This window comes from Chryseobacterium herbae (assembly GCF_025154075.1).
Classification (GTDB): Bacteria; Bacteroidota; Bacteroidia; order Flavobacteriales; family Weeksellaceae; genus Chryseobacterium; species Chryseobacterium herbae.
Genome location: NZ_JAOAMU010000001.1, coordinates 802,738 through 827,231 on the forward strand (window position 1 = coordinate 802,738; position 24,494 = coordinate 827,231).

Consider the following 24,494-nt stretch of genomic DNA (forward strand, 5'->3'; position numbering starts at 1 on the left):
AGAAAAGCAAAAAAGACCAATTTGCATGATCTGCCCCCATCCAACGATTAAAATTAAAGAAATATGTTGTTAGAACAATTAAAAAACAACCCTGAAAACATTCAATTCAAAGAGGTGATTGCCCATATTGATGAACATTATGATTTTACCCCTACTGAATTTAAAAACGGAAATACCGTAAATGAAGCCGGTCAGAACAACGGTTCGTGCAAGGTTTTCAGTTTTGCAAAGCTTCAGAAATTATCAAAAGAACAGGTACTTCCTCTTTTCGGAGAATTCTACAGAGAAGATGTTTTAAAAAATCCTGAGGGAACCGACCATCAGAATATCAGAAACTTTATGGAGTTTGGATGGGAAGGAATTTCTTTTGAGGGAGAAGCATTGAAAGAGAAATAATTTTTTTAATGTCAATGGTGAATTTTGCTTCGCAAGTGAATCGTCAATTGATGGCGGACAGTAAGATTCAAAATCCAAAATCCAGAATCCAGAATCCAAAATTAAAAATTAAAAATTAAAAATTGACTTGCGAAGCAAAATTGACATTTCACAATTCACATTTATCCCCTCCAAAAAACCACACAACCATGTCATCTAATAAAAATGCACTTATTCGTTATAAAACATTAGACAAATGTCTTAAGAACAAATACCGGAAATATACACTGGAAGATCTTATTGATGCCTGTTCTGATGCCCTTTTTGAATTTGAAGGCAAAGAATCTTATGTAAGCAGACGAACGGTTCAGCTCGATCTTCAAAATATGCGGAGTGAAAAATTCGGGTACGAAGCCCCGATTGAAGTATTTGAAAGAAAATACTACCGCTACAGTGATTCTGAGTACAGCATACATAATATTTCAGTGAATGAAAGTGACCTGAAAGCGATGAATAATGCCGTTCAGATTCTGAAGCAGTTCAAGGATTTCTCTATGTTTAAAGAGATGAACGGGGTCATTCAGAAACTGGAGGATTCCATTCATTCTACGGGACAGAAATCAATCATTCATCTGGATAAAAATGAACAACTGAAAGGTCTTGAGCATATTGACATTCTTTATGAAAGCATTTCAAATAAAAAAGTTCTGAATATTCTTTACCGCAGTTTTACCGCCAAGGAATCTAGCAATTATGTGGTTCATCCCCAATTATTGAAAGAATTTAATAACAGATGGTTCCTGATCTGCCAGCACAAGGGTAAAATGTATAATCTGGCTCTGGACCGTATGGAAAGTATTGAGCTCGAGGAAAATGTTCCGTATATTGATAAAGATCTGGATGGTGATGAGTATTTCAAAGATATTGTCGGTGTTACGGTTTCGGATACCATGGCTCCGAGGAACGTCATTTTCTTTGTCGATTCCCACAACGCTCCCTATGTAAAGACCAAACCGCTTCACAAAAGCCAGGAAATCATAAGTGAAACGGAGGAAGGAACATTATTTAAGATCTGTGTACAAATCAATTTTGAACTGGAAAGGTTACTACTGGGTTTCGGAGAATCTCTGATTGTTCACAAGCCGAGAAAGTTAAGATTACGGTTGCAGGAAAAGTTTAGTGCTGGGTTTAAAAACTATGAGAAACTGGATATTCCTGATGAACATTGATGTTTTTTAGCACAAAAGGGACATTTTTTTTAACACTTAAGTTATCTTGAAGTGACAAGCTTTGTGGAAAGAAGATCACTTAAGTTCTTTGAAAATTAAAAATTTTCGTGAAGGCTCAATAAACACGAAGCTTTCGCTGTAAAAAATATCACATGCGCTAAAACACTGACCAACACTCAAAATTTTAAAATGGCTCAGAAATTGTATTAATCAGGACATTAAAAAATCTTACTATGAAATCAAGAATATTTAAAGCATTGATTGCAATTATAGCACCTATTGCGATAGAATATATCGTAAAAAAGATATCTGAGAGATTGGATAAAAAAGAACAAGATAAAGGAAAAGGACCTAAGCAGATTACTGCTTAAACCTATAAGTAGTTAGAATTTAATTTTATTGAAAAGAGGCTGTCATTCATATGTATAGCCTCTTTTTTATGTCTTTTTTTGTTGGAATATCGCAAGACGCTATTTTTTCACATGCTTTGTGTCGTAAACCGCTCAATTTAACGGTTAAATATGCTCAATACGCGAATCCCCTTCCCCATATCTTGTTAAACTCTCAAACCCTAAAACCCTTCCGATTCTTAAACTCAGCAAATCAACGCAAAAACATTGCGCACTTTCTCTTTTACTTTGCATTAAAATTAAAACAGAATGACACCAAAAATACTTGAAAAAATAAAGGAAATAGAGGCTGAACGCGGGATAGAAGTCCTTCTGGCCGTAGAATCCGGAAGCAGAGCCTGGGGTTTTGCTTCTCCGGACAGCGATTATGATATACGATTTATCTACCGTCATGAAAAAGATTGGTATCTTTCTCCTTGGGATAAAGATGAAACGATAGAATTCATGACAGAAGACGATCTTGACGGTTCCGGATGGGATTTGCGAAAAACTTTTCATCTGTTGTTGAAATCGAATGCGGCTTTATTGAGCTGGTTTTATTCGCCTATCGTTTACACGAAGAATGACCAATTTTTGGAACTGTTTACTCCTTTGGCAGATGCGTGTTTTTCACCGGTAGCAGTTTCTTATCACTATCTGAGCATGAGTAAAAAATACCTGGAAGCCTGCAGAAGCGATGAAGTGAAACTGAAAAGCTATTTTTACTGTCTGAGAACGGCACTGACCGGAAAATGGATCATCGAAAAAGGAACGGTTCCTCCGGTTTTATTCAGCGAATTGCTGGTTTTGACGGATGATTCTACCCGAAAAAAGATAGAAGACCTTATCGCTTTAAAAGCAACCAAAGGGGAATCCTATTATCATCCGAATGATTGGGAACTTTTCGGATTTTTGGAGAAAGTAGTTCTGGAAAACGAAGAGAAATCTAAAAGTCTTAGAGGTGGTAAGCCGGATAAAAGGGAGATGGAGAGGGTTTTTAGGGAGATATTGAAGCTGTAGATAAGTTATTAATTATGAGTTATGAAAATGGGAATATTTGATTTTTTTAAATGGAAAAGTAAACTTTTAATGGCAAAAAAAGAGGTGAAAAATGCTGCGCCGGTAATTCATCCTTTTATAAAGCAAAGCGAGTTTTTAAAAGAGGAATTTGGGTTAATTGTTCCACAGTCTTCCATTGATTGCCTGATTCGTTTCAATCTTCCGGGAGATCATTATTATTACAGCCTTTTTTGGCATTTTGACAATGATTTCCTTGAAGTATTTTATAATGAAAAATTTATTCAAGGGGTTGTAGACCGCTATCATCAAGTATATGGTGCAGATGCGGATTTAAAAAACCTACAGGATCAATTAGACGAGGCAAAATTTGAATTCAATCTCAGGAATGATTCCTTTCACAGTAATATTATGGACTTTGATCTTATCAATCAATGCTATACTGAATTTAAAGCTTCCGGTGAAGAACTCATGATCACGCTTAATTTCGATTATGAGAATCTGCTCCTTAACACAGAACTGAAAGGATATGTAGGACAGAATTATCCCAGTTTTAATGGACTTTATAAAACAACAGCAGGTATACAATATAAACAGCTGGAAGATTTTAAATTACTGGAAGATATTATCCAAAAATTACTGGATGAAAAGGAGAAAAATAATAACTTTCCTTTTTAACAGAATCTGTTAGTAGAAATAAAAAAACAGAACACATGAAAAATATAATAGCGCTTTCTCCCATGTATACGGAAGACAGCAACAATCTGAAAAAGGCATCCATCACTTCACCTTACGAACTGAACCGTTTCAATGCTAAATGGAATGTTCCGGAAGAGTTCCGGGAAGATGTTATTGCGGTATATGGTGAAGATATTTATGCTGAGATTGTTTCTGATCAGTGTGGACTGACGCTTATGAAACCTGACGACAATTGGCTTTCTCTTATTTCTGAAGAATTTACAAAACGTAAAATTTCTTACGGACAGATGAAAGACTATATTGATCAGGAAAATATGTTCATTAAATGTTCTGATTTTAAAAGTTTCAAGGCCGGAGTTTATCAAAAAGTTACGGATATCAAAGGTTTTGATACGGTAGACCTCAGTTCTACGGTTTTCACATCAGAGGTTGTTGAGTGGCAGCTGGAAGTAAGATGTTTTGTTTTACATGGTGAGATAAAAACCTATTCTTCTTATTGGCGGAACGATGCATTTGATATGAATCCACTTTCAGAAAAAGAGGAAAACGATATGTTTGTATTTTTTAATTTGTTTATCAAAAAATATGTTTCTACCCTTCCCGCAGCCATTGTTTTGGATTTTGGGATTATCAAAGAAAAAGGCTGGGCTTTGATTGAAGCAAATCCTGCTTGGTGTTCCGGTTTGTATGCCTGTGATGCAGAGAAAGCGCTGGAGGTGATTGTGGAGAGTTGTGTGAAGAATTAAACCCTTTCCCTAAATTCGAATTAGCGAAATCAATGGAAGGAGCAATAAAGTATTTATATTAATGCTCTGAAAAACTAATGCTTTTTCTGAATTGAACTAAGCATCCCTATTTTTATAAATGAAAAAGAAATTACGTCATATAACTATCGATGGAACTATATACAGATATGTAGTAAAAGGCTGGTGTATAAAATTTTTCGGAAAAGACAGTTCTCAGTTTGTAAAGGTAGATTTCTTCACCAAAGATGAAGAATATGCTACTGTTTTAATGTTTACTGGTTCTTTTAAGACTTTTGATAATGAACAATTGGTGTATCTCAATATCAACCAGCCGGGTTTTGTACGGAAAGTGATCAGTTTGTTTAACATTGCTGAATTTGATTTCAATATTCAAAGACAATATACAATCACAGAAGCCTGTAAAATGTTAGAAGTTATGGGCTATACAATAAAAAAAGAATCGTATTTTACTAAATAATTCCACCAATGACCATCCAAACCCTAAAAAGCAAAAACCTCATCCTCTTCGAAGCCATCTCCGGAAGCCGCGCTTTCGGGCTGGCCACAGAAAATTCGGATACGGATATCCGTGGGGTTTATTATCTGCCGAAAGAAGATTTTTTCGGACTGAATTATATCCCGCAGATTTCTAATGAAACCAATGATATCACTTATTATGAGATTGGTCGATTTGTAGAACTTCTGCAGAAAAACAATCCCAATATTCTGGAAATGCTGGCAAGTCCGGAAGACTGTATTATGCACAAAGATCCGCTGCTGGACCTGATCCGTCAGGAAGATTTTTTATCTAAATTATGTAAAGACACCTTTGCAGGATATGCGGTATCGCAGATTAAAAAAGCAAAAGGTCTCAACAAAAAGATTCTTAATCCAATAGAAAAGGAAAGAAAATCCGTTCTTGATTTCTGTTATATTCTGAAGGACCAGGGATCAGTTCCTCTGAAAAAATGGCTCTCCGACAACGGAAAAGTTCAGGAAAAATGCGGGCTGGTTAATATTGGGAATACCAAGGGAATGCATGCTCTTTTTTATGATGAATCAGGAGTTTTGGATTATAAGGGAATCATTCAGCACGAAGAAGCCAATCAGGTTTCGGTATCATCCGTTCCTAAAGATGAAAAACCGACAGCTTATCTTTTCTGCAACCTGGACGCCTACTCCACCTATTGCAAAGATTATAAGGATTATTGGAAATGGGTTTCCGAACGCAATGAAGACCGCTACAATGTCAATAAGGAACACGGTCAGAACTACGACAGCAAAAATATGATGCACACCATCCGTCTTTTGCAGTCGTGTGAGTATATTTTTAAAACAAACTCTTTACAGATCCGAGTAGACAACAGAGAAGAATTACTTGATATTAAAGCCGGAAACTGGTCTTATGAAAAAGTGATGCAAAAAGCTGAAGATCTGATAGATTCGATAGAACATGAGCATTCCGTTTCTCTCCTTCCCGATAATCCGGATATAAAAAAGACGGAAAAAATCCTAATAGAGATACGCGAAAAATTATACTGCTAGTGATCAATCTTAATATTCTTAATAAGAAGTTGTTTAAACTTTTATTTTCCTCAAGAGTGAAATAGAAAAAGTATTTCATGTACATTTATTCAATTGATATTTAAAGTTTCAAGCCTTCCTAATAGAGTCTTGAAACTATCCAGCTAGACTTTTATTATATTCTTTATAGTTGGAAAAACGCAAAGGAACGCAAAGCTTGAACAAAAATGAGGACATTTTAAGGCGCAAGAAAATCAGAGGTTTTCAGCAAGTCCATTGGCGTTTATTGAGCGGTCTACAATTTTATCGCAAATAAAATCCTAGCGCCTTATAGCATAATCTTTTCAAATTTCTTTGCGACCCTTCGCGCTTTCCAACAAAAAAAATTTAAACAAGTTTAACTCAAATTCACCTTAATGGTTAAATTTTAAAAGTGTCAGGAATATTAAGATTATTTTTTCTTTGAAGCTTTGGCTACAGAATTGTAATCCAGACATAATTTTATCCAGTACTCAAAATCAGCCTGCTTTTGAAAACCCACAGGTTCCACATGGCAATATCCTTTGAGCTGTTTTCCTTTCATGACCATGGGAAGAAACCCCATTCTTTCCGAAACTTCCTCTTCCAGATCGGGATGATAACGGCACATCAAATTATCATGGCTTATATTAATGCACATTTTATCATTGACCAAAAATGATAATCCGCTGAACATTTTCTTTTCCTTAATCTCAAGACCAGGAATTTCCGAAAGCCGTTCACGAATCCTGTCCGCCAATTCAATATTGTATGCCATTACAAATAATTTTATCATTTAAATGTAGGCAAAAAACAGAGTAAACAACGCATATTTTTTCATTTTCAATTTCAATTCAAACTTCGGTAAATATTTTTTTATTTAAAACAATTATTGTTTTACGATAATTAATTATACATTTGCAATACTTAAATGAGTATTGCCATGAACCAGACCAAAATTATTGCGAAGATTCTGTACTATATCTGCACCGTACTGTCGGCGGGTTATCTGATCACTTTTGTGTATTCAATTGTATGCCTGCTCACAGGCTATGCAATAACTCCCTATAAGGATAATATGTTTGTGCATATCAATTATCCTTTTACAGAACAGCCGTTTCTGAATATTGAACATAATTATTCGTATATCATCTTTTCATTTTCATTGGTTTTAATTTCCTATGGAATTTTTTTCTGGTTTTCGGCGAAAGTTTTCAAAGTATTTTTCCAGTCAAAACTGTTTACAAAAGAAAATATACTTCAACTTAAGCGATTTTACCTGTATAATATTTTCATTCCACTCCCCATAGTCATCCTAGCAAGTTTCTTTGTGGAAGTAGAAAGTATGATCTGGGGATTGGTGTTTATCCATTTTATGCTTGGAATTTTCTGTCTGTTTCTTGCGAATATCTTTAAGCAAGGACTACATTTGCAAAACGAACAAGACCTATTTATATAATGCCAATCATAGTCAACTTAGATGTCATGCTAGCCAAGCGAAAAATGCAGAGCAAAGAACTGGCAGAAAAATTAGGAATCACACCTGTTAATCTATCCATTCTTAAAACCGGCAAAGCAAAGGGGGTCCGTTTCGATACCCTGGAAGCCATCTGCAAAATTCTGGAATGTCAGCCCGGGGATATTTTGGAGTTTAGGGAATAGGTTTCGTGTTTGAGAGTCGGAGAGTTTGAGGGTATCAGTGTTTTAGTGTTGCCGGATGCGGGTTTTAGAGTTTCTGACTTCAAAGCTGAAGGACGAGGAAGCAACTAATTCAGAAAAGTTGAAAGCACAACAAATATCTGGTGGCTGAGGCCCTCGAAGCCACCAGTAGTAATATTCACATCTCATTCGCGAAGCAAAATTCACCATTGACATTCTATCAGCCTAAAATCTGACGTCTGATATCTGAAATCTAATATCTATACATAAGCAACCACAACGGTCTGTCTTACCCATCTATTATCCAAACCTTATCATATGAATACCTTATCTATCAACAATTTAAGCCTCATTTACAAGAATGGCTTTCAAGCGGTTAAAGACATATCGCTAGACATCGGGAACGGTATGTTCGGGTTATTGGGTCCGAATGGTGCCGGAAAATCCTCTTTAATGAAAACCATTGTGGGACTGCAAAAACCTACTTCCGGAAATATTATTTTCAACGGAAAGGATGTTTCAAAAGATCCCGATTACATTAAACAAAACCTCGGATTTCTTCCGCAGGATTTTGGAGTTTATCCGAAAATTTCTGCCTATGATCTTCTCGAACATATTGCTGTGCTAAAAGGGATCACAGACCATAAAGAGCGCAAAGAACAGATCATCGGCCTGCTGGAGAAAGTCAACCTTTCGGATTTCAGGAAGAAAGAAGTTCATACTTTTTCAGGCGGGATGAAACAGCGTTTTGGTGTTGCTCAGGCTCTCTTGGGAAATCCGAAGATCATTATCGTAGACGAACCCACAGCCGGCCTTGATCCCGAAGAACGCAACCGCTTCAACTCGCTTTTGAATGACATCAGTAAAGACGTTATCGTTATCCTTTCTACCCATCTGGTGGAAGATGTCAGGAATCTGTGCTCGGAAATGGCAGTGATGAATAACGGACAGATCTTAAGACAAGGAAAACCCGCAGAATTGATTTCTGAACTGGAAGACAGGATCTGGTCCAAACCTATTGGCAAAAACGAACTTGAAAATTACCTTTCCAGCCATGAGATCATCAGCCGCCAGCTGATTGAAAGAGAACTTCATATTACCGTATTTTCAGAAGAGCAGCCGAAAGATTTCAACGCAGTCCATCCGCTTCTGGAACACGTTTACTTCCGTACACTCACTCAAAAACCTTAGTCATGAACGCCATATTTTTATTTGAAGCCAGACGCATCACGAAGCACTGGCCAGCTTATCTTATAGCTTTAATCTTAGCAGGCATCGGTATTTTCTGCGGTAGCCAGTTCAATCTTACGGCTGGAGACCGAATCTATCTCAATTCACCGTACACCATAGGTTTTATGACCGGAATGATGAGTCTTTCCATCATATTTATGGCTGTTATTTTTGCTGTACAGCTGCTTTTTAAAGACACGGATTCAAAATTTGATCTTGTGCTCTTTTCCTTTCCTTTTTCTAAATGGACGTATCTCAGCGGAAAATTCAGCACCTATTTTCTGCAGAATTTCTTCAGCTTTTCCTTTTTAATGATGGGTTTCCTCATTGGTCAGGTCGCAAGAACCGGAAGTGAAATGCAGGAGGTGTTCAATTTGGGGTATTATCTGTATCCTATGTTGATTTTTGGTCTCATCAACACTTTTTTTGTTTGCAGTTTTATCTTTCTGATTTCATTAATAGCGAAGAAGAAACTGCTTGCTGTAGTTGCCGGACTTCTACTCTATGTCCTGTACATGGTGGTTCTGGTATTTTCCAACTCCCCATTTATGGCTGGCGGTTTGCCTCAATCTATAGAAACGCAGCAATTTTCTGCCTTCCTGGACCCTTTTGGGTTGTCATCGTATTTCTTTGAAGCCAGAACGCTTTCTGTAGATCAGAAAAATGCTTCATTAGTACCATTTTCGGGATATTTAGTCATCAACAGGGTCATTTTCTCAGTGGCGTCTTTATTATTTCTCTGGCTCACTTACCGACTGTTTTCTTTTTCGTCTGTCTCAAAACAAAAAGTAAAAAAAGTAAATTCAAGTTCAGAAATTAAAAGTAGCTCATCATTTGCTTACACCATATCCAAGGTGAATTTCGGTCATAAAAATGCTTTTAAATCAATCCTTTCTTATGCGAAAATTGATTTACTCTACCTCTTTAAAAGCATCACCATTCCTGCCGTTTCTATCCTGTTGCTTTTCTTCGTCGGAATGGAAATGTATGCTGAGATTGAAAAAGGAATCCGTCTTCCTCAGAAGTATGCCGGTTCAGGTCTTATGGCAACCACTATTTCAGAAAACTTTCCTTTGTTTGGACTTCTTCTTGTGGCTTATTTTATCAATGACCTGTATTGGAGAAGCCGTTCATCTGGATTTTCGTTGATCGAAGACAGTACTTTTTTCTCCAAAATAAGACTCTCGGGGCATTTCATTTCTATCAGTGTTTTGCTGTTCTTTTTTACCGGAATTTTAATCGTTCAGGGAATTGTCTTTCAGGCCATGTATCAATATCTTCACATCGATTGGAATGCTTATCTGGGCGTTTTTCTTTTCAATACATTCCCTTTGATTCTTTTCTCAGGACTCATCCTCCTGATCAATCATGCGATCAGAAATAAATTGATTGCTCTGGGAATTTCCGTTCTTGCGGTATTTCTGCTGGCTGGTCCTGCATCCGGAAAGATTATCCCTCATCCTTTATTCAGAATATTTTCAGATTTTAAAGGAAGTTACAGTGATTTTAGCGGTTATGGTATTTATATGTATGCATTTGCGGAACGGCTTTTATTCGGAGCTGGACTCATTGCCTTTTTATGGATGATAAATGGAGCGATCAAATCGAAAAAATTTAATCTGATCACCTTGATTCCTAGTCTTGCGTTGCTTATTTCCGGTATTTTTGCAGGAACACTTTTTATGAAAGGTTATATTCCTAAAAATGAAGACAAAGACTTAGCAACGGCCGTCCAGTACGAAAAGGTTTTTAAGAAGTATGAAAACATGCCTCAGCCGGAAATCACAGATGTTATCACTGAGATTACGTTAAATCCTTCCGAAAATTCCTACCGGATTACAGGAAAATATGTCCTGACCAATTTTACCGATCAGCCTATTGATAAGGTCTTGATTAATTTCAACCCTGATCTTACCACAGAATCCGCCGTTTTTCAGGCAGGCGTGGAGACCGTGAAAATTAATGACAATATTTCTGAAGTCCATTTAAAACAAGCCATCAAACCCGGTGGAATAGCTCACCTTGAATTCAAGCTTTCTTATAAATGGTATGCGGTTAACGGGCATCAGTCTTTCAATGCAGTGATAGAAAATGGTTCTTTTATGCGAATCAGCAGATATTATCCTGTGATTGGGTATCAGAAGGATGAAGAAATTCAGGATGAGCAGTTGCGGAAGAAAAACAACCTGGGAAAACTCGCAGAGCTGAAAAAACCGGAAGCTCCGGAAGTCTTTAAAAAGGATTTTATCAATTTAGAGATGACGGTTTCTACGGAAGGTGATCAGACTGCCGTTGGTACCGGAGATCTGGTAAAAAAATGGGAAAAGTCGGGGCGAAACTATTTTCAGTACAAAGCGGAAAGTATTCCGTTCCGGTTTGCAGTTTCTTCTGCGGATTATCAGATCAAAAGCGTGTTGTACAAAGGAATTACAGTAAATATTTTCTACCATAAAAAGCATTTCGAAAACGCAGACCATCTTCTTGAAAATGCTAAAATAACATTGGACTACTGTGAACAGAATTTTGAAAAATATCCTTTTAAAACGGTCAGTTTCGCTGAAATTTCATCTTTCACCAGAGGTTTTGCAGCAACAGCTTATCCGTCGGCTATATTTATGCCTGAGGATATGATTTTCCATGCCAATATCCACGCTGATAAAGAACAGGACGTGATCAATGAACTGGCAGGACATGAACTCTCCCATTTGTGGTGGGGAAATAGCCAGATCAATCCGGATGACAGAGAAGGAGCCGTCATGCTCTCCGAGACGCTTGCTATGTACACAGAGATGATGCTTTACAAAAAAATGCACGGCAAAGAAAAAATGAAGGAAAGGATCACCATGCATCAGCAGATTTATGACAACGAAAAAGGCTTGTCTGAAAACCGTCCGATCTACAGAGTAACGGGAGATATGGCTCATATTGCCTATTCCAAAGGTGCTGTAGCGATGGTGAAATTAAGCGAATTGATCGGGGAAGAAAAAGTGAATGAAGCATTAAGAAATTTCCTTCAAAACAATAAGTACCCTAAGAAGCCTTCTTCTTTAGATTTACTTAATGAATTTTATAAAGTCTCTCCGGATGCTAACACAAGAAATCAGATAGACAGGCTTTTCAAAACATTATAAAACATTCCATCTTCATCAATTTCATCCACAAAGATCTGCTTTATCTGTGTGATTGGCGAGAAAATATTAAGCTCGTGCAGATCAGGCAGATTTCTTTTTCTATTACTAATTAAACTGCAACTCATGCAGTTTTTTTGAATTTATACAAAAATATTTTCAGCGAAATGTAACAAAATAAAAACACTTACTACAAATTAATTGATATATCAATAATTGATTAATCATTTTAAATTTAATATAAGAAACATGGAAAAATTAAATTCAATCATATTCTACAATATCGATAAAGCGATCAGATCTTACAGAAATTATGCACAGCGTCAGCTTAAAGCTAATGGATTCATGATCACGATCGATCAGTGGCTGATCATCAAAGCGGTTCTGGAAAATCCGGGAATTACCCAGAATGAAATCGGGGATTTGGTTTTTAAGGACAATGCATCGGTGACCAGGATTATTGATCTTATGGTAAAATCAGCATATGTGATCCGGACTACCCATTCGGAAGACCGCAGAAAAACTAATCTTGAAGTCACCGAATCCGGGATAAAGATCATCAAAGACGTTCAGAAGCTGGTGGAAGGCAACCGAAAAACCGCCCTGCAGAATGTCTCAAAAGAAGAGCTGGAAATCATGAACAATGCCCTGCTTAAAATATCAGAAAACTGTAAAAAACACTAAAAAATAAAACAATGGCCAAACTATTTTTACTCTTATTGGCATGGACGCTGACTTTATTCAGCAGTCTGCTTTCGGCACAGAGCGTGCAGAATTTTTCACTTTCGGGAACTGTCAGTGGTGAGAAAACCGAACAGTTGGAACTCAATCTGTTTGACTCGGGAAATGCATTAGTCAAAACAGAAATTGCAGAACAGAATGGAAAATTCAGTTTCAATGATCTTAAAACAGGAAACTACAAATTAAAGATCAACAGAAACGGTAGTGAAGTCTATCAGTCTGACCCTATTCAAATTGCGGAAAACAAGTCGCTCTCTCCTATTGATCTCAATGTAAAATCCATTGAAGGAGTGACGATCACCAAGACGAAACCTTATATCGAAAGACAGGATGGAAAAATGATCCTCAACGTCGAAAACAGCATTGCCAGCACAGGAAATTCTGCTTTTGAAGTCCTGGAAAAAGCTCCGGGCGTGAATGTAGACAGCAATGACAACATCAGCCTGCGCGGAAAAGGAAATCTTCTGGTACAAATCGACGGAAAAAATACTCCGATGACAGGGTCTGATCTTGCGGCTTATCTTCGCGGCATTCCTTCTTCGACCGTTGAGAAAATAGAATTTATCACCAATCCGTCTTCCAAATATGATGCAGCGGGAACTTCGATCATTAATATCAAGCTAAAAAAAGACCAGCGTAAAGGAACGAACGGAAGTGTTTCCACGGCTCTGGGATCGGGAAAATTCATTAAAAACAACAACAGTTTCAGTATCAATCACCGGAATAAAAAGGTGAATGTTTTTGCGAATTACAGCTTTGCCTACAGAGAATTTTATAATCATCTGGTTTTAGACAGAAATTTCTACACCAACCAGACTTTCGATAAAGCCTATGTACAGGACAATTTTCTGAAATTCAACTTCAGAAATCATATCGCAAAAGCCGGAATGGATTATTATATGAATGATAAAAATGTTTTGGGTTTCTCCGTAGGTTTTATAAGCAACCGATTTGATCCAAAAGGTGACAATTCAAGTGTGGTTCTAGGCAGCGACCGTCTTCCGGCAAGCAGCTTTACTACGCAAAACCGTTCTCATGACCACTGGAAAAACGTTTCATTCAACCTGAATCATAAATATACCATTGATTCATTAGGATCTGAAATCACGACTGACTTTGACTTTATCAATTATTCGAATACCTCGCTACAGAATTTTGAAACGAGAAATTATGGATTGGCCGGAAACCTTACCAACCTTGATATTCTGCAAGGTGATATTGGCGGAAACTTAAATATTTATTCCTTAAAATCTGATTTAACGAAAACCCTGAAAAACAAATGGAAACTGGAAGCCGGGATCAAGACCAGCTTTGTGAAAGCGGACAATGATCTGAAGTTCTTTAATGCAACCTCGGGCGTTCCGGAGCTGGATCTTAATAAAACCAACCATTTTATTTATGAGGAAAACATCAATGCTGTGTATGGAAATGCTTCTAAAAAGTGGGATAAATTCAGTGCTACATTTGGTTTGAGAGCTGAAAACACCAATGTAACGGGAACTCAGATCACCACCAATCAGGTGAACAAAAAGAATTATACGCAACTCTTTCCAAGTGCGGTCTTCTCCTATGATTTAACGGATAAAAACAATCTGGAAATCAATTTTAGCAGAAGAATTACACGGCCAAGCTATAATCAGCTGAATCCATTTAAGTTTTATCTGGATCCCACGACTTACAAGGCTGGAAATCCTGAGCTGAATCCGCAGACCACGATGAATTATGAACTGACGTACAGCTTAAACAGTAAATATTTTGCCACAGTAAGCTACAGCAAAACGAATAATAATATTACAGACGTTATTAAGCCTGTGGTGGAAAATGGTGAAAATATTACCGTTCAAACCAATGAAAATTTAAGTTCTGCTTCGTATTTCGGACTTTATCTGATCGCTCCGGTGAAAGTGACGAAATGGTGGGATATGAACAACAGCGCGAATTTTTACTACGGATCTTATACCGGAAATGTTTCAGGAACACAGATCAATAATAAAGGGAATTTCACTTTTAATCTCAACAGTATCAATTCCTTTAAACTTGGAAACGGTTTCACCGCTGAACTTACAGGAAATTACAGAGGGAGAGAAGTGTATGCCTATATGGATGTACAGCCCAACTGGTACCTGAATATCGGCGCTCAGAAGAAATTTAAAAATAACAGCGTTCTGAAATTAGCATTCAATGATATTTTCTTTACGAGCAATCCGAAAGCGCAGACGACCTTTAATAATTATGTAGAAAACTTCGTGGTAAAAAGAGATTCCCGTGTAGCAACGATCTCTTATACCTACAATTTCGGTTCGTCTAAAAACGGTCAACCAAGAAAAACCGGTGGTGCAGATGATCTGAAACAGAGAATCGGAGCCTAATGAAATGACAACAACTAAGGATAAAAAAAATTAACCATAAAAAAACAGCACTATGAAAAAACTTAACATCACCCTATTGGCTATAGCTTCTTTGCTGGCCTTTGATACGGTAAATGCTCAGAAATCAGGACCAAATGCGACATCGGTGGTTTCTACCAACAGTGATCTTGGACTGGATATGTCTTTCATGGATATGTCCGTTCGCCCGCAGGACGATTTCTATAATTTCGTCAATGGAAAGTGGATGAAAACAGCCAAAATACCTTCTGACCGCTCGAGGTGGGGAAGTTCTGACCAGCTCAGAGAAAGTACGGATAACAATTCGATTTCTATTTTAAATTCGCTTTTAAAAGATAAGTTTGCGGATGGAAGTGAAGGTAAAAAGATCCAGAATCTGTATCTCTCTTATATGGATATGGATAAAAGAAATAAGGATGGCATCGCTCCTCTGAAGGAAGATCTTTCTAAAATTGATGCGATTAAAACCGTTGCCGATCTCAACCAATATCTGACTGCAGCAACAAAACAGGGTAACAATCCTCTGTACGGATGGGGAGTAAGCGCTGATCTTGCCAACTCAAAAATGAATGCCGTTTATCTTGGCGGGGGTTCATTGGGAATGGGGCGCGATTATTATCAAAAAGTCAATGAAAAGAATACGGAGGCCATCAAAGAATACTCAAAATATGTCGCTTCAATGCTGGATGTTCTGGGTTATAAAAACTCCACAGAAGCTGCCGGAAAAATTGTCGATTTTGAAAAGTCTATCGCTAAAACATTACTGACTAATGAGCAGATTCGTGATATCAATCTTCAGAACAATCCGAAAACCATGGCCGAGCTTTCGGCTCTAGTGAAAAATACAGATCTTCCGGCGTACCTTAAAAAAGCCGGTGTACAAACGGACAAAGTGATTATCGGGGAACTGAATTACTATAAGAATCTTGACAGCTTTCTCGTTTCTCAAAATATGAATGTCATCAAGGATTATTTAAAATTCAATCTTTTATCCGGAAACGCTTCTTTTTTGAGCCAACAACTTGATGAAACGAAATTCAATTTCTACAGCAAATATCTTCGCGGCCAAAAAGAGCAGAGAGCCCTGAACAAAAGAGGTTATGAACTAATCAACGGAAGTCTCGGTGAAGCGTTCGGTAAATTATATGTCGAAAAATATTTCCCTGCCGAAGCAAAAGCTCAGATGGTGGAACTGATTGATTATCTGAAGAAAAGTTTTGCCCTACACATCAATAATCTGACCTGGATGTCCTCTACCACAAAGGAAAAAGCATTAACGAAGCTTAATAAATTTACCGTAAAAGTAGCTTATCCTGATCAATGGAAAGATTATTCCAGACTCAACATTTTATCCGAGGCGCAAGGTGGAAACCTGTATAAAAACCTTCAGAATATTTCGGAATGGAAGTATCAGGAAGCACTTAATAAAGTAGGAAAACCGGTTGACAAATCCAGATGGACGATGTCTCCACAAACGGTAAACGCTTATTATAATCCGCAAAATAACGAGATCGTTTTCCCTGCCGCCATTCTTCAGGCACCGTATTTCAATCCAAAGGCTGATCCTGCCATCAATTTCGGGGGAATCGGAGCGGTCATAGGACATGAAATGACCCATGGATTCGATGATTCCGGAGCTCAGTTTGATGCAGACGGAAACCTTGCAGACTGGTGGACTCCTGAAGATAAAGCCAATTTTGAAAAAGCTACAAAATCTCTCGCTGCCCAATATGACAAATATGAGCCTGTAAAAGGAAATTTCGTCAACGGAACTTTTACCAATGGAGAAAATATTGCAGACCTCGGAGGCGTAAATATCGCTTACGATGCTCTTCAAATGTATCTGAAGGACAAAGGTCAGACTGCAAAGATCAGCGGCTATTCGCAGGATCAGAGATTTTTTCTGAGCTGGGCAACGGTTTGGAGAACGCTTTATACAGAACCGGCTTTAATCAATCAGCTTAAAACTGATGAGCATACACCGGGAATGTTCAGGGCTTTCGGACCTTTGGTGAATACTGAAGCGTTTTACAAAGCTTTTGATCTAAAAGCCGGAGATAAACTTTATAAAACCCCGGAAGAAAGGGTGAAAATCTGGTAATTCAATCTCTATGAATAAGCCCCGTTGGAATCTTTCAGCGGGGTTTTTACTTGAATATCGGTTTATAAATGTTTAAAAGTAGGTGTTCTGATTCTTCTATAATGCTAAGATTGTTTGAAACGCAACGGCGCAAAGGATAATTCACAAGCATGTTGTTTTAAGGCGCAAGGATTTTATCTCCGATAAAATTGTATACTGCACAAAAGTTATACGCCAAACCTTACTGAAAATATTCGATTTTCTTGCGCCATTGCGATGACTAACAACAAACATATCTCTATTATCCTAACAAAAAAAAAATCCCTCAAATTGAGGGATTTCATTTATATCTAAGATTTAAATCTTAAGCTTCAGTTGAAGGATTTTCATTTTCCTTTGGTGCCTGCTCGGTTGGCCTTCTGTCACCTTCCGGTCTTCTGTCACCTTGTGGTCTTCTATCTCCTTCTGGTCTTCTATCACCTTGTGGTCTGTCTTGACCTTCTGGTCTTGGCCTAGACTCAGGTCTTTCAGGTCTTGGCAATAAAACTTTTCTTGAAAGTTTCATTTTCTTACGATCATCGTAACCCATGAACTTCACCTCTACTTCGTCACCTTCGTTGTAAGGTACTTTATCAAGACGAGCCCATTCGATTTCAGAAATGTGAAGTAATCCTTCGGTTCCTTTTGCAATCGCTACAAAAGCTCCAAAATCCATTACTTTTACCACTTTTCCTTGATACACCTCACCTACTACCGGTACAAATGTAATCTCGTTGATTCTTGCAATCGCTGCATTGATTTTCTCTCTGCTTACACCAGAGATCTCAATTCTTCCGATTTCTCCTACTTCTTCAATAGCAATAACAGTATCTGTATCTTTTTGAAGTTGTTGAATGATTTTTCCACCGGGTCCGATAACAGCACCGATGAAATCTTTAGAGATCTCAAGCATTACCATTTTCGGAGCGTGAGGTTTCACGTCTTCTCTTGGTACCGCAATTGTTTCAGTGATTTTATCAAGAATATGTAATCTTCCGTCTTTAGCTTGTAAAAGTGCTTTCTCCATGATATCCATGGATAATCCCTGGATTTTGATATCCATTTGACAAGCAGTAATTCCGTCTGCAGTTCCCGTTACTTTAAAGTCCATATCTCCCAAGTGATCTTCATCACCTAAGATATCAGAAAGTACCGTGAATTTTCCAGTCTTAACGTCTGTTACTAATCCCATTGCAATCCCAGAAACTGGTTTTGTAATCTGAATACCTGCATCCATCAATGCTAAAGTTCCTGCACAAACAGTGGCCATAGAAGACGAACCGTTTGATTCTAAAATATCAGAAACGATACGGATCGTGTAAGGATTTTCTTCAGGAATCATGTTTGCCAAAGCTCTCTGAGCCAGGTTTCCATGTCCTACTTCTCTTCTTGAAGTTCCTCTTAAAGGTCTTGCTTCACCCGTTGAGAACGGAGGGAAGTTATAGTGTAAGAAAAATCTTTCATCATAATTTACCATTACACTGTCTACCATGTTCGCATCTTTCACAGAACCTAACGTTACTGCTGTTAAAGATTGAGTTTCACCTCTTGTGAAAATGGCAGAACCGTGAGCTCCCGGTAAATAATCGATTTCGCTCCAGATTGGACGAATTGTTTCAGGATCACGACCATCAAGACGGATTTTGTCATTCAAAATCATCTGACGCATCGCTTCTTTCTCTACATCATGGAAATATACTTTAGCGAAAGGGGTTACTCTTTCTAATTCTTCAGCATTTTCAACATATTGAGCTAAAAATTCAGCCAAAACAGCTTTGAATTTTTCACCTCTTTCTTCTTTTGCTGAAGGTTGCTTAGCAACTTCATATACTTTCTCATATGTTTCTTTCCACACTTTCTCACGGATAGCTTCATCGTGATTTTCGTGGCTATATTCTCTTTTTGGGAATGATTTACCTACTTTTTCGGCTAATCTTTCCTGAGCTTCAACTTGTTTTTTAATTTCTACATGAGCGAATTGGATTGCTTCAAGCATTTCCTGCTCAGAAATTTCTTTCATTTCCCCTTCTACCATTACGATAGAATCTTTAGTTGCTCCCACCATGATATCAAGGTCAGCAATTTTAAGATCTGCATAATTAGGGTTCACAGAAAGTTCACCGTTGATTCTTACCACTCTCACTTCAGACATTGGTCCATTGAAAGGAATATCTGTAATAGCGATTGCTGCAGATGCTGCAAGACCTGCTAAATCATCAGGAATTGACTGTCCGTCGTAAGAAATTAATGAAATCATCACCTGAACTTCCGCATGAAAATCTTCAGGGAATAAGGGTCTAAGAACTCTGTCTACCAAACGCATCGTTAAAATCTCCTGATCTGATGGTCTGGCTTCTCTTCTAAAGAAATTTCCAGGAATCTTACCTCCTGCGTAGAATTTTTCTCTGTAATCCACTGTTAAGGGTAGGAAATCTACACCTTCTTTTGCTTCTTTACTGGCTACAACCGTTGCTAAAAGCATTGTTCCGCCTATTTTTACGACTACAGAACCATCAGCCTGTTTTGCTAATTTTCCTGTTTCAATTGTGATTTCTCTGCCGTCTGCAAGAATAATCGTTTCTGTAATTGCTTGAGGTATACTCATAAATTGTTTTGTGTTGCACTCCGTATTGAGTGCTTTAATTATTGATAGTTCGTCTAAATTTTCGTTTGCAAAGATAACGTATAATAATGAGATATTAAATTTTCAATCTCAGAAATAGCATGAGGAATTATAAGATTTTACCTTCTTATTTTATTGATGAAGTAAGAATTACTTACGAAATGTTCAACTTATTCATCATATTTCATCAATAAAAATATTTTTTTCCTGAAAAAATTGATCAAAGAATCGAGTCATTTTCGTATTATTGTCTCAAAAAGTGTAAATAATATTTTCATCTCATTAAAGATGACTTATTTACATAAAAAACACCAAAAAAGTTGCAGAAAAACGGGCCTCTGCCTTATATTTGCCATGCTTCTCAAAATATATATGCAGCAGACGAAAACAACTGAAAGAGCTTAATAATTCTTTTCAAATAAATAAATGTTTATGATCAATAAAGAAGTGAAAACACAGAGCAGAAATTATACGATCCCGTTAATCACGATCACCCTGCTCTTTTTTATGTGGGGATTCATCACCTGTATGAATGATATTCTGATCCCCTATCTGAAACAACTTTTTAAACTCACCTTTTTCGAATCGATGCTGGTACAGTTCTGTTTCTTCGGGGCATATTTTATCGGTTCCCTGATTTATTTTCTCATCTCAATTTCAAAGGGAGATCCCATTAATAAAGCAGGTTATAAAAAGGGAATTATGTTCGGTATTTTCCTCGCGGCCTTTGGCTGTGTCTTATTTTATCCGGCAGCTACTTTTTCCTATTATCCTTTATTCCTGGGGGCTTTGTTTATTCTGGGACTGGGTTTTACAGTGCTGCAAATCACAGCCAATGCCTACGTTTCATTGCTCGGCAGCGAAGAATCTGCTTCCAGCCGTCTGAATATGACCCAGGCTTTCAATGCTTTCGGAACTACAATTGCACCGGTTTTGGGAGGGCATCTGATCTTTGAATTTTTCTCAGCTCCGGATGGTTCGTTCAGTGCTGTGGCGACAAGAATTCCTTATCTGATCTTCGCAGGTATCCTTCTGTTAGTAGCGTTATTAATTTCCAGAGTTAAACTACCTTCTTTCCAGACGCAGGAAGAAGAAATTGTAAAAGGTTGGGGAGCTCTTGAGTTCAGTCACCTGAAATTTGGAGTTTTTGCGATGTTCTGCTATGTAGGCGGAGAAGTGGCAGTGGGAAGTTTTATCATCAGCTTTCTGGAGCAGCCTCAGATCATGGGTTTCAATGAAATCATCAGTAAAAATTATCTTTCCCTGTACTGGGGAGGTGCAATGATTGGGCGTTTTCTTGGTGCTATTTCCTTAAACCAGTCACTAAGCCAAAGCAAAAAAGCAATTTATATGTTGGGAGCGGCGGCGGCTGTTTTCCTGGTAATTTTCAGTATTGTAGATTTAAGCTTTGCGCAGATTAGCTTTTTCATTGTATTTATTATACTTAATTTCATCGCTTTCTTTGTGGGTAAATCAGCTCCGGCAAGGACGTTATCTATTTTTGCAGCCATCAATGTTGTGCTGCTTATCTCCGCAATGGTTAATCATAGTGAGCTGGCGATGTACAGCATTTTAGGAATCGGAATCTTTAACTCCATTATGTTCTCCAATATTTATACACTGGCAATTTCCGGTTTGGGTAAATATACCAGCCAAGGGTCTTCTTTGGTGGTTATGGCTATTCTGGGAGGAGCTATTGTTCCAATTTTCCAGGGGTATCTTGCCGATCAGTTCGGGGTACAGCATTCATTTATCATTCCGGTATTCTGCTATCTCGTGATTCTGATCTTTGGAGCGTATTGCACCAAATATTTGGGGCATGTGGAAAGTACAGAGGCCAAATCCGGACATTAATTGAAGCTTAAAAAATATAAACTTCAGTTTCGTTTACGCCATGAATAATGCCTAAATGAAGCTGAAGTTTTTAATTTCTGACCTTTTTAGAAAAAGTGTAGCCAAGCTTCCACTCCAGATAATTGGCAGCATGCAGATCATAAGCATTGATACCGAACGAAGCAAAAAACCTGTCTGTGATCTGACATTGCAAACCTATTTTCTGAAAAAATATAGAATTATCATATTTTCTCTGCTTTTTTAAGACATAATATCCAGCTCCGATATTCAGATATAAACGGCCCATCATCAATCGGTAAATGGGTATTATACTCAACAGCAACTGGTCGTTTGAAAAACGTTTTTTCTGATAAAGCGCCTTGTCCGAAACATACATCGTATGATTATAATGTTCATCCATTGTCATTCCCATCCCTATTCCGTATGCTGATTTTGGAGAATATCGGCGCATATAAAACACTTCCGTCCCGTAAACGGAATAATTGAAACCTTGATATAATTTCAGGTCTTCGCGATGATCTCCTTTATAAAAAACTTTTTTCCGACCTCCGAAAGCTGAAACCTCAATATGGTCTGATTTTTTATAATCAGCAGATACAATACCCGATTTTCCTATAACTGCTCTATCAGGATGATATACAAGACTTAATTGTGACGAAATCATATTTAATCCTTTATTGGGCATTTGTAAGGCTCCGTTGGAAAGATGGTTGAATTTTACATGTAAGCCAACATCAAAGTGTTTATCCAACTCATAATACATTCCAGTTCCAAGACTGATGAACATGTTGGTTTTAGATCCCAATGAAATATTATGATAATCTCGGTCAGTATCAAATCGGTTTGAATTAAATGAAATTCCAAAATTTACATTATGATACCATTTCAAGTGCCCCCACTGTCTGATTTTGGTATTGTAAATCCCATATATTCCAAAAGGGCGTCCCATTTTTCTGTTTTCAACAAAATCAAAAGCAAAAATCCCAATTCCATATTGTGGATCATTAAACCGTCTTCCCCAATTATTTTTACCGGAAGTCTGTTTGAGTATCTGTAAAGAATATCCTGCGTAATCTCTATGCTTATCATTTTTCAAGCTGACATTGGTGGGCAGAATTTTCCCATATTCAGATCCCATAGAAAATGATAAATAATTTTTTGACAAGGAGTCACTTTTTTGCGACTGACAAGTAACCGATAGAAAAAAACCAATAAATAAAAACACTTCAAAACGATCAATATATTTTATAAAAATCAAATTTAACTATTAAATATTATATTATTCGTAAAATATGAATTAATTTATTGCGATATTGATTTTATACAATACATTAACGACAACGTAAAATATATTAAACATTTATGTAAAAAAAGCAGAAAGAAATAAAGCTCCGGGACAAAAGATATAGAGACTAAAACAAAAAAAGCAACCTCTTTCGAAGTTGCTTTTATTTGAAAATCTTTGTAGATTATTTTCTTAAACCTAGTTCAGCAATAATTGCTCTATATCTTGCGATATCTTTGTTTTTAAGGTAATCTAGTAAACTTTTTCTCTTACCTACCAATTTCACTAGAGATCTCTCTGTGTTGAAATCGTGACGGTTAGACTTTAGGTGTTGAGATAAGTGATTGATTCTGAAAGTGAAAAGAGCGATTTGTCCTTCAGCACTTCCTGTGTCTGTTGCAGATTTTCCATGTTTTGAGAAAATTTCCTGCTTTTTTTCTGTTGTTAAGTACATTCCAATATTGTTTAATGATTATTATGTAACGGGTGCAAAATTACAACTATTTTTTAAATCAGCAAAACATTATTGATTTCATGTATCAAAATTGATAGAAAAAAATGTTAAAAATTTCTTAATAAATTGTATGAGATCCAACGAAAAGGCAGTAATTTTGCATACGAATTACAAATGAGAAAAATTTTATTCTTTACAGCAGTCAGCACTTTTTTACTGGTCGGCATTATTTCAGTGAAAGCACAGAAAAATCCGGACCATAAAGTAAAAAAAATCCTTTACTTCAATCCCGAGGTAGAACCTGACATTGAGGAAATTAAAGAACCTACCAACCATGCTTTCTTTAGCGCGGTTTCCGATAATTTTAGTGGCAGAAGAAATAAAATGCTCAGAGCAGAGGTTCAGCTCCCCTTCGACAGCATAGAAAAACAGACCATCACGGATTACTGTGTCAATAACGATGCTGATTTTGCCATTGTTCCCAAAGTAAGATATTTCAAAGTAGGAATCGGAAAATATGTGTTTTCCAATCAGGTAGTGGTCAGCATGAAGCTTTTTGATGCTGAAGGAAATTTGGTGACCGAATCGGATTACGATACTTACCGCAAAAACATGCGCCTTTTGGGCTCTACTGAAAACTCTGTTAAAATTGGTACAGACGGGGCGATAAAGGGGATTTTGAAAAAGCTTAGAAAACTAAAACCTTCTGCTGGGACGGAGCTTTAAAGTGAATGGTCAATTTTGCTGCGCAAGTCAATAGTCAATTGAGGGCGGATAGTAAGATTCACAACTGACGATTCACAATTCACCTTCTTTCAATATTCCTCGACCGTCAATGGTCAATTTTGCTGCGCAAGTCAATAGTTAATTGAGGGCGGATAGTAAGATTCACAACTGACGATTCACAATTCACCTTCTTTCAATATTCTTCGACCGTCAATGGTCAATTTTGCTGCGCAAGTCAATAGTTAATTGAGGGCGGATAGTAAGATTCACAACTGACGATTCACAATTCAC

21 protein-coding genes are annotated in these 24,494 nt (G+C 37.3%); 17 read left to right on the forward strand and 4 right to left on the reverse strand.

Translation table 11 applies throughout. The features are described from left to right. The first annotated feature begins 63 nt into the window (after positions 1-63). The 8 genes from N0B48_RS03350 to N0B48_RS03385 all read left to right on the forward strand — a co-directional run bounded on the left by N0B48_RS03350 (position 64) and on the right by N0B48_RS03385 (position 6,000). Positions 64-396 carry a HopJ type III effector protein gene (locus N0B48_RS03350; RefSeq protein WP_259836748.1) on the forward strand — a complete coding sequence of 111 codons (333 nt, stop codon included), beginning with the start codon at positions 64-66 and terminating at the stop codon, positions 394-396. A 188-nt stretch (positions 397-584) separates the two neighbouring features. Then, positions 585-1,604, forward strand: a complete 1,020-nt coding sequence (locus tag N0B48_RS03355; RefSeq protein ID WP_259836749.1) for a helix-turn-helix transcriptional regulator — start codon at positions 585-587, stop codon at positions 1,602-1,604. Positions 1,605-1,837: 233 nt separating this feature from the next. Further along, positions 1,838-1,975, forward strand: a complete 138-nt coding sequence (locus tag N0B48_RS03360) for a hypothetical protein (RefSeq protein WP_223607246.1) — start codon at positions 1,838-1,840, stop codon at positions 1,973-1,975. 288 nt (positions 1,976-2,263) lie between these two features. Beyond that, positions 2,264-3,013, forward strand: a complete 750-nt coding sequence (locus N0B48_RS03365; RefSeq protein ID WP_259836750.1) for a nucleotidyltransferase domain-containing protein — start codon at positions 2,264-2,266, stop codon at positions 3,011-3,013. Positions 3,014-3,082: 69 nt separating this feature from the next. Then, positions 3,083-3,688 carry a hypothetical protein gene (locus tag N0B48_RS03370; RefSeq protein ID WP_259836751.1) on the forward strand — a complete coding sequence of 202 codons (606 nt, stop codon included), beginning with the start codon at positions 3,083-3,085 and terminating at the stop codon, positions 3,686-3,688. A 35-nt stretch (positions 3,689-3,723) separates the two neighbouring features. Further along, complete coding sequence (locus N0B48_RS03375) at positions 3,724-4,455, forward strand: ATP-grasp domain-containing protein (protein ID WP_259836752.1); 732 nt, start codon at positions 3,724-3,726, stop codon at positions 4,453-4,455. 118 nt (positions 4,456-4,573) lie between these two features. After that, positions 4,574-4,933 (forward strand): hypothetical protein, encoded by a 360-nt coding sequence (locus N0B48_RS03380; protein ID WP_259836753.1) that lies wholly within the window; start codon positions 4,574-4,576, stop codon positions 4,931-4,933. An 8-nt stretch (positions 4,934-4,941) separates the two neighbouring features. Beyond that, entirely contained in the window at positions 4,942-6,000 is a 1,059-nt protein-coding gene (locus tag N0B48_RS03385) for a nucleotidyltransferase domain-containing protein (protein WP_259836754.1), read from the forward strand. Positions 6,001-6,430: 430 nt separating this feature from the next. Here the strand turns inward: N0B48_RS03385 and N0B48_RS03390 are convergent, their stop codons facing one another. Then, entirely contained in the window at positions 6,431-6,775 is a 345-nt protein-coding gene (locus N0B48_RS03390; RefSeq protein ID WP_259836756.1) for a TfoX/Sxy family protein, read from the reverse strand. 165 nt (positions 6,776-6,940) lie between these two features. Here N0B48_RS03390 and N0B48_RS03395 point away from each other — a divergent pair, with 165 nt between their 5' ends. The 7 genes from N0B48_RS03395 (at position 6,941) to N0B48_RS03425 (ending at position 17,243) form a co-directional block, all read left to right on the forward strand. Then, positions 6,941-7,456 (forward strand): DUF2975 domain-containing protein, encoded by a 516-nt coding sequence (locus N0B48_RS03395; protein WP_259836757.1) that lies wholly within the window; start codon positions 6,941-6,943, stop codon positions 7,454-7,456. Further along, entirely contained in the window at positions 7,456-7,659 is a 204-nt protein-coding gene (locus N0B48_RS03400; RefSeq protein WP_034726695.1) for a helix-turn-helix domain-containing protein, read from the forward strand. The genes N0B48_RS03395 and N0B48_RS03400 overlap by 1 nt, the downstream gene beginning before the upstream one ends. A gap of 315 nt (positions 7,660-7,974) precedes the next feature. Continuing rightward, on the forward strand, positions 7,975-8,847 hold the full coding sequence (locus N0B48_RS03405) for an ABC transporter ATP-binding protein (RefSeq protein WP_259836760.1): 873 nt from the start codon (positions 7,975-7,977) through the stop codon (positions 8,845-8,847). A gap of 2 nt (positions 8,848-8,849) precedes the next feature. Next, complete coding sequence (locus tag N0B48_RS03410) at positions 8,850-12,017, forward strand: ABC transporter permease/M1 family aminopeptidase (protein WP_259836762.1); 3,168 nt, start codon at positions 8,850-8,852, stop codon at positions 12,015-12,017. 246 nt (positions 12,018-12,263) lie between these two features. Then, the gene (locus tag N0B48_RS03415) at positions 12,264-12,698 is read left to right on the forward strand and encodes a MarR family winged helix-turn-helix transcriptional regulator (RefSeq protein WP_259836764.1); all 435 of its coding nucleotides are present in this window, start codon (positions 12,264-12,266) and stop codon (positions 12,696-12,698) included. 11 nt (positions 12,699-12,709) lie between these two features. Next, the gene (locus N0B48_RS03420) at positions 12,710-15,124 is read left to right on the forward strand and encodes a TonB-dependent receptor (protein ID WP_259836766.1); all 2,415 of its coding nucleotides are present in this window, start codon (positions 12,710-12,712) and stop codon (positions 15,122-15,124) included. Between the two features lie 52 nt (positions 15,125-15,176). After that, positions 15,177-17,243 carry a M13 family metallopeptidase gene (locus N0B48_RS03425; protein ID WP_259836768.1) on the forward strand — a complete coding sequence of 689 codons (2,067 nt, stop codon included), beginning with the start codon at positions 15,177-15,179 and terminating at the stop codon, positions 17,241-17,243. A gap of 343 nt (positions 17,244-17,586) precedes the next feature. Here N0B48_RS03425 and N0B48_RS03430 read toward each other — a convergent pair whose 3' ends face one another. After that, positions 17,587-19,866 carry a polyribonucleotide nucleotidyltransferase gene (locus N0B48_RS03430; protein WP_259836770.1) on the reverse strand — a complete coding sequence of 760 codons (2,280 nt, stop codon included), beginning with the start codon at positions 19,864-19,866 and terminating at the stop codon, positions 17,587-17,589. 450 nt (positions 19,867-20,316) lie between these two features. Here N0B48_RS03430 and N0B48_RS03435 point away from each other — a divergent pair, with 450 nt between their 5' ends. After that, positions 20,317-21,738, forward strand: coding sequence for a sugar MFS transporter (locus N0B48_RS03435; protein ID WP_259836772.1), 1,422 nt, complete (start codon positions 20,317-20,319; stop codon positions 21,736-21,738). A gap of 70 nt (positions 21,739-21,808) precedes the next feature. On the opposite strand, the gene N0B48_RS03440 is transcribed toward N0B48_RS03435, so the two are convergent. Then, a complete protein-coding gene (locus N0B48_RS03440; RefSeq protein ID WP_259836773.1) occupies positions 21,809-22,903 on the reverse strand; it encodes an acyloxyacyl hydrolase in 1,095 nt (364 codons plus the stop codon). A gap of 304 nt (positions 22,904-23,207) precedes the next feature. Further along, on the reverse strand, positions 23,208-23,477 hold the full coding sequence (gene rpsO / locus N0B48_RS03445; protein WP_047448908.1) for a 30S ribosomal protein S15: 270 nt from the start codon (positions 23,475-23,477) through the stop codon (positions 23,208-23,210). 174 nt (positions 23,478-23,651) lie between these two features. Between rpsO and N0B48_RS03450 the strand changes: the two genes are divergently transcribed. Beyond that, positions 23,652-24,203: a pyruvate decarboxylase gene (locus N0B48_RS03450; RefSeq protein ID WP_259836777.1), complete on the forward strand. Its 552-nt coding sequence runs from the start codon at positions 23,652-23,654 to the stop codon at positions 24,201-24,203. Positions 24,204-24,494: the final 291 nt, after the last annotated feature.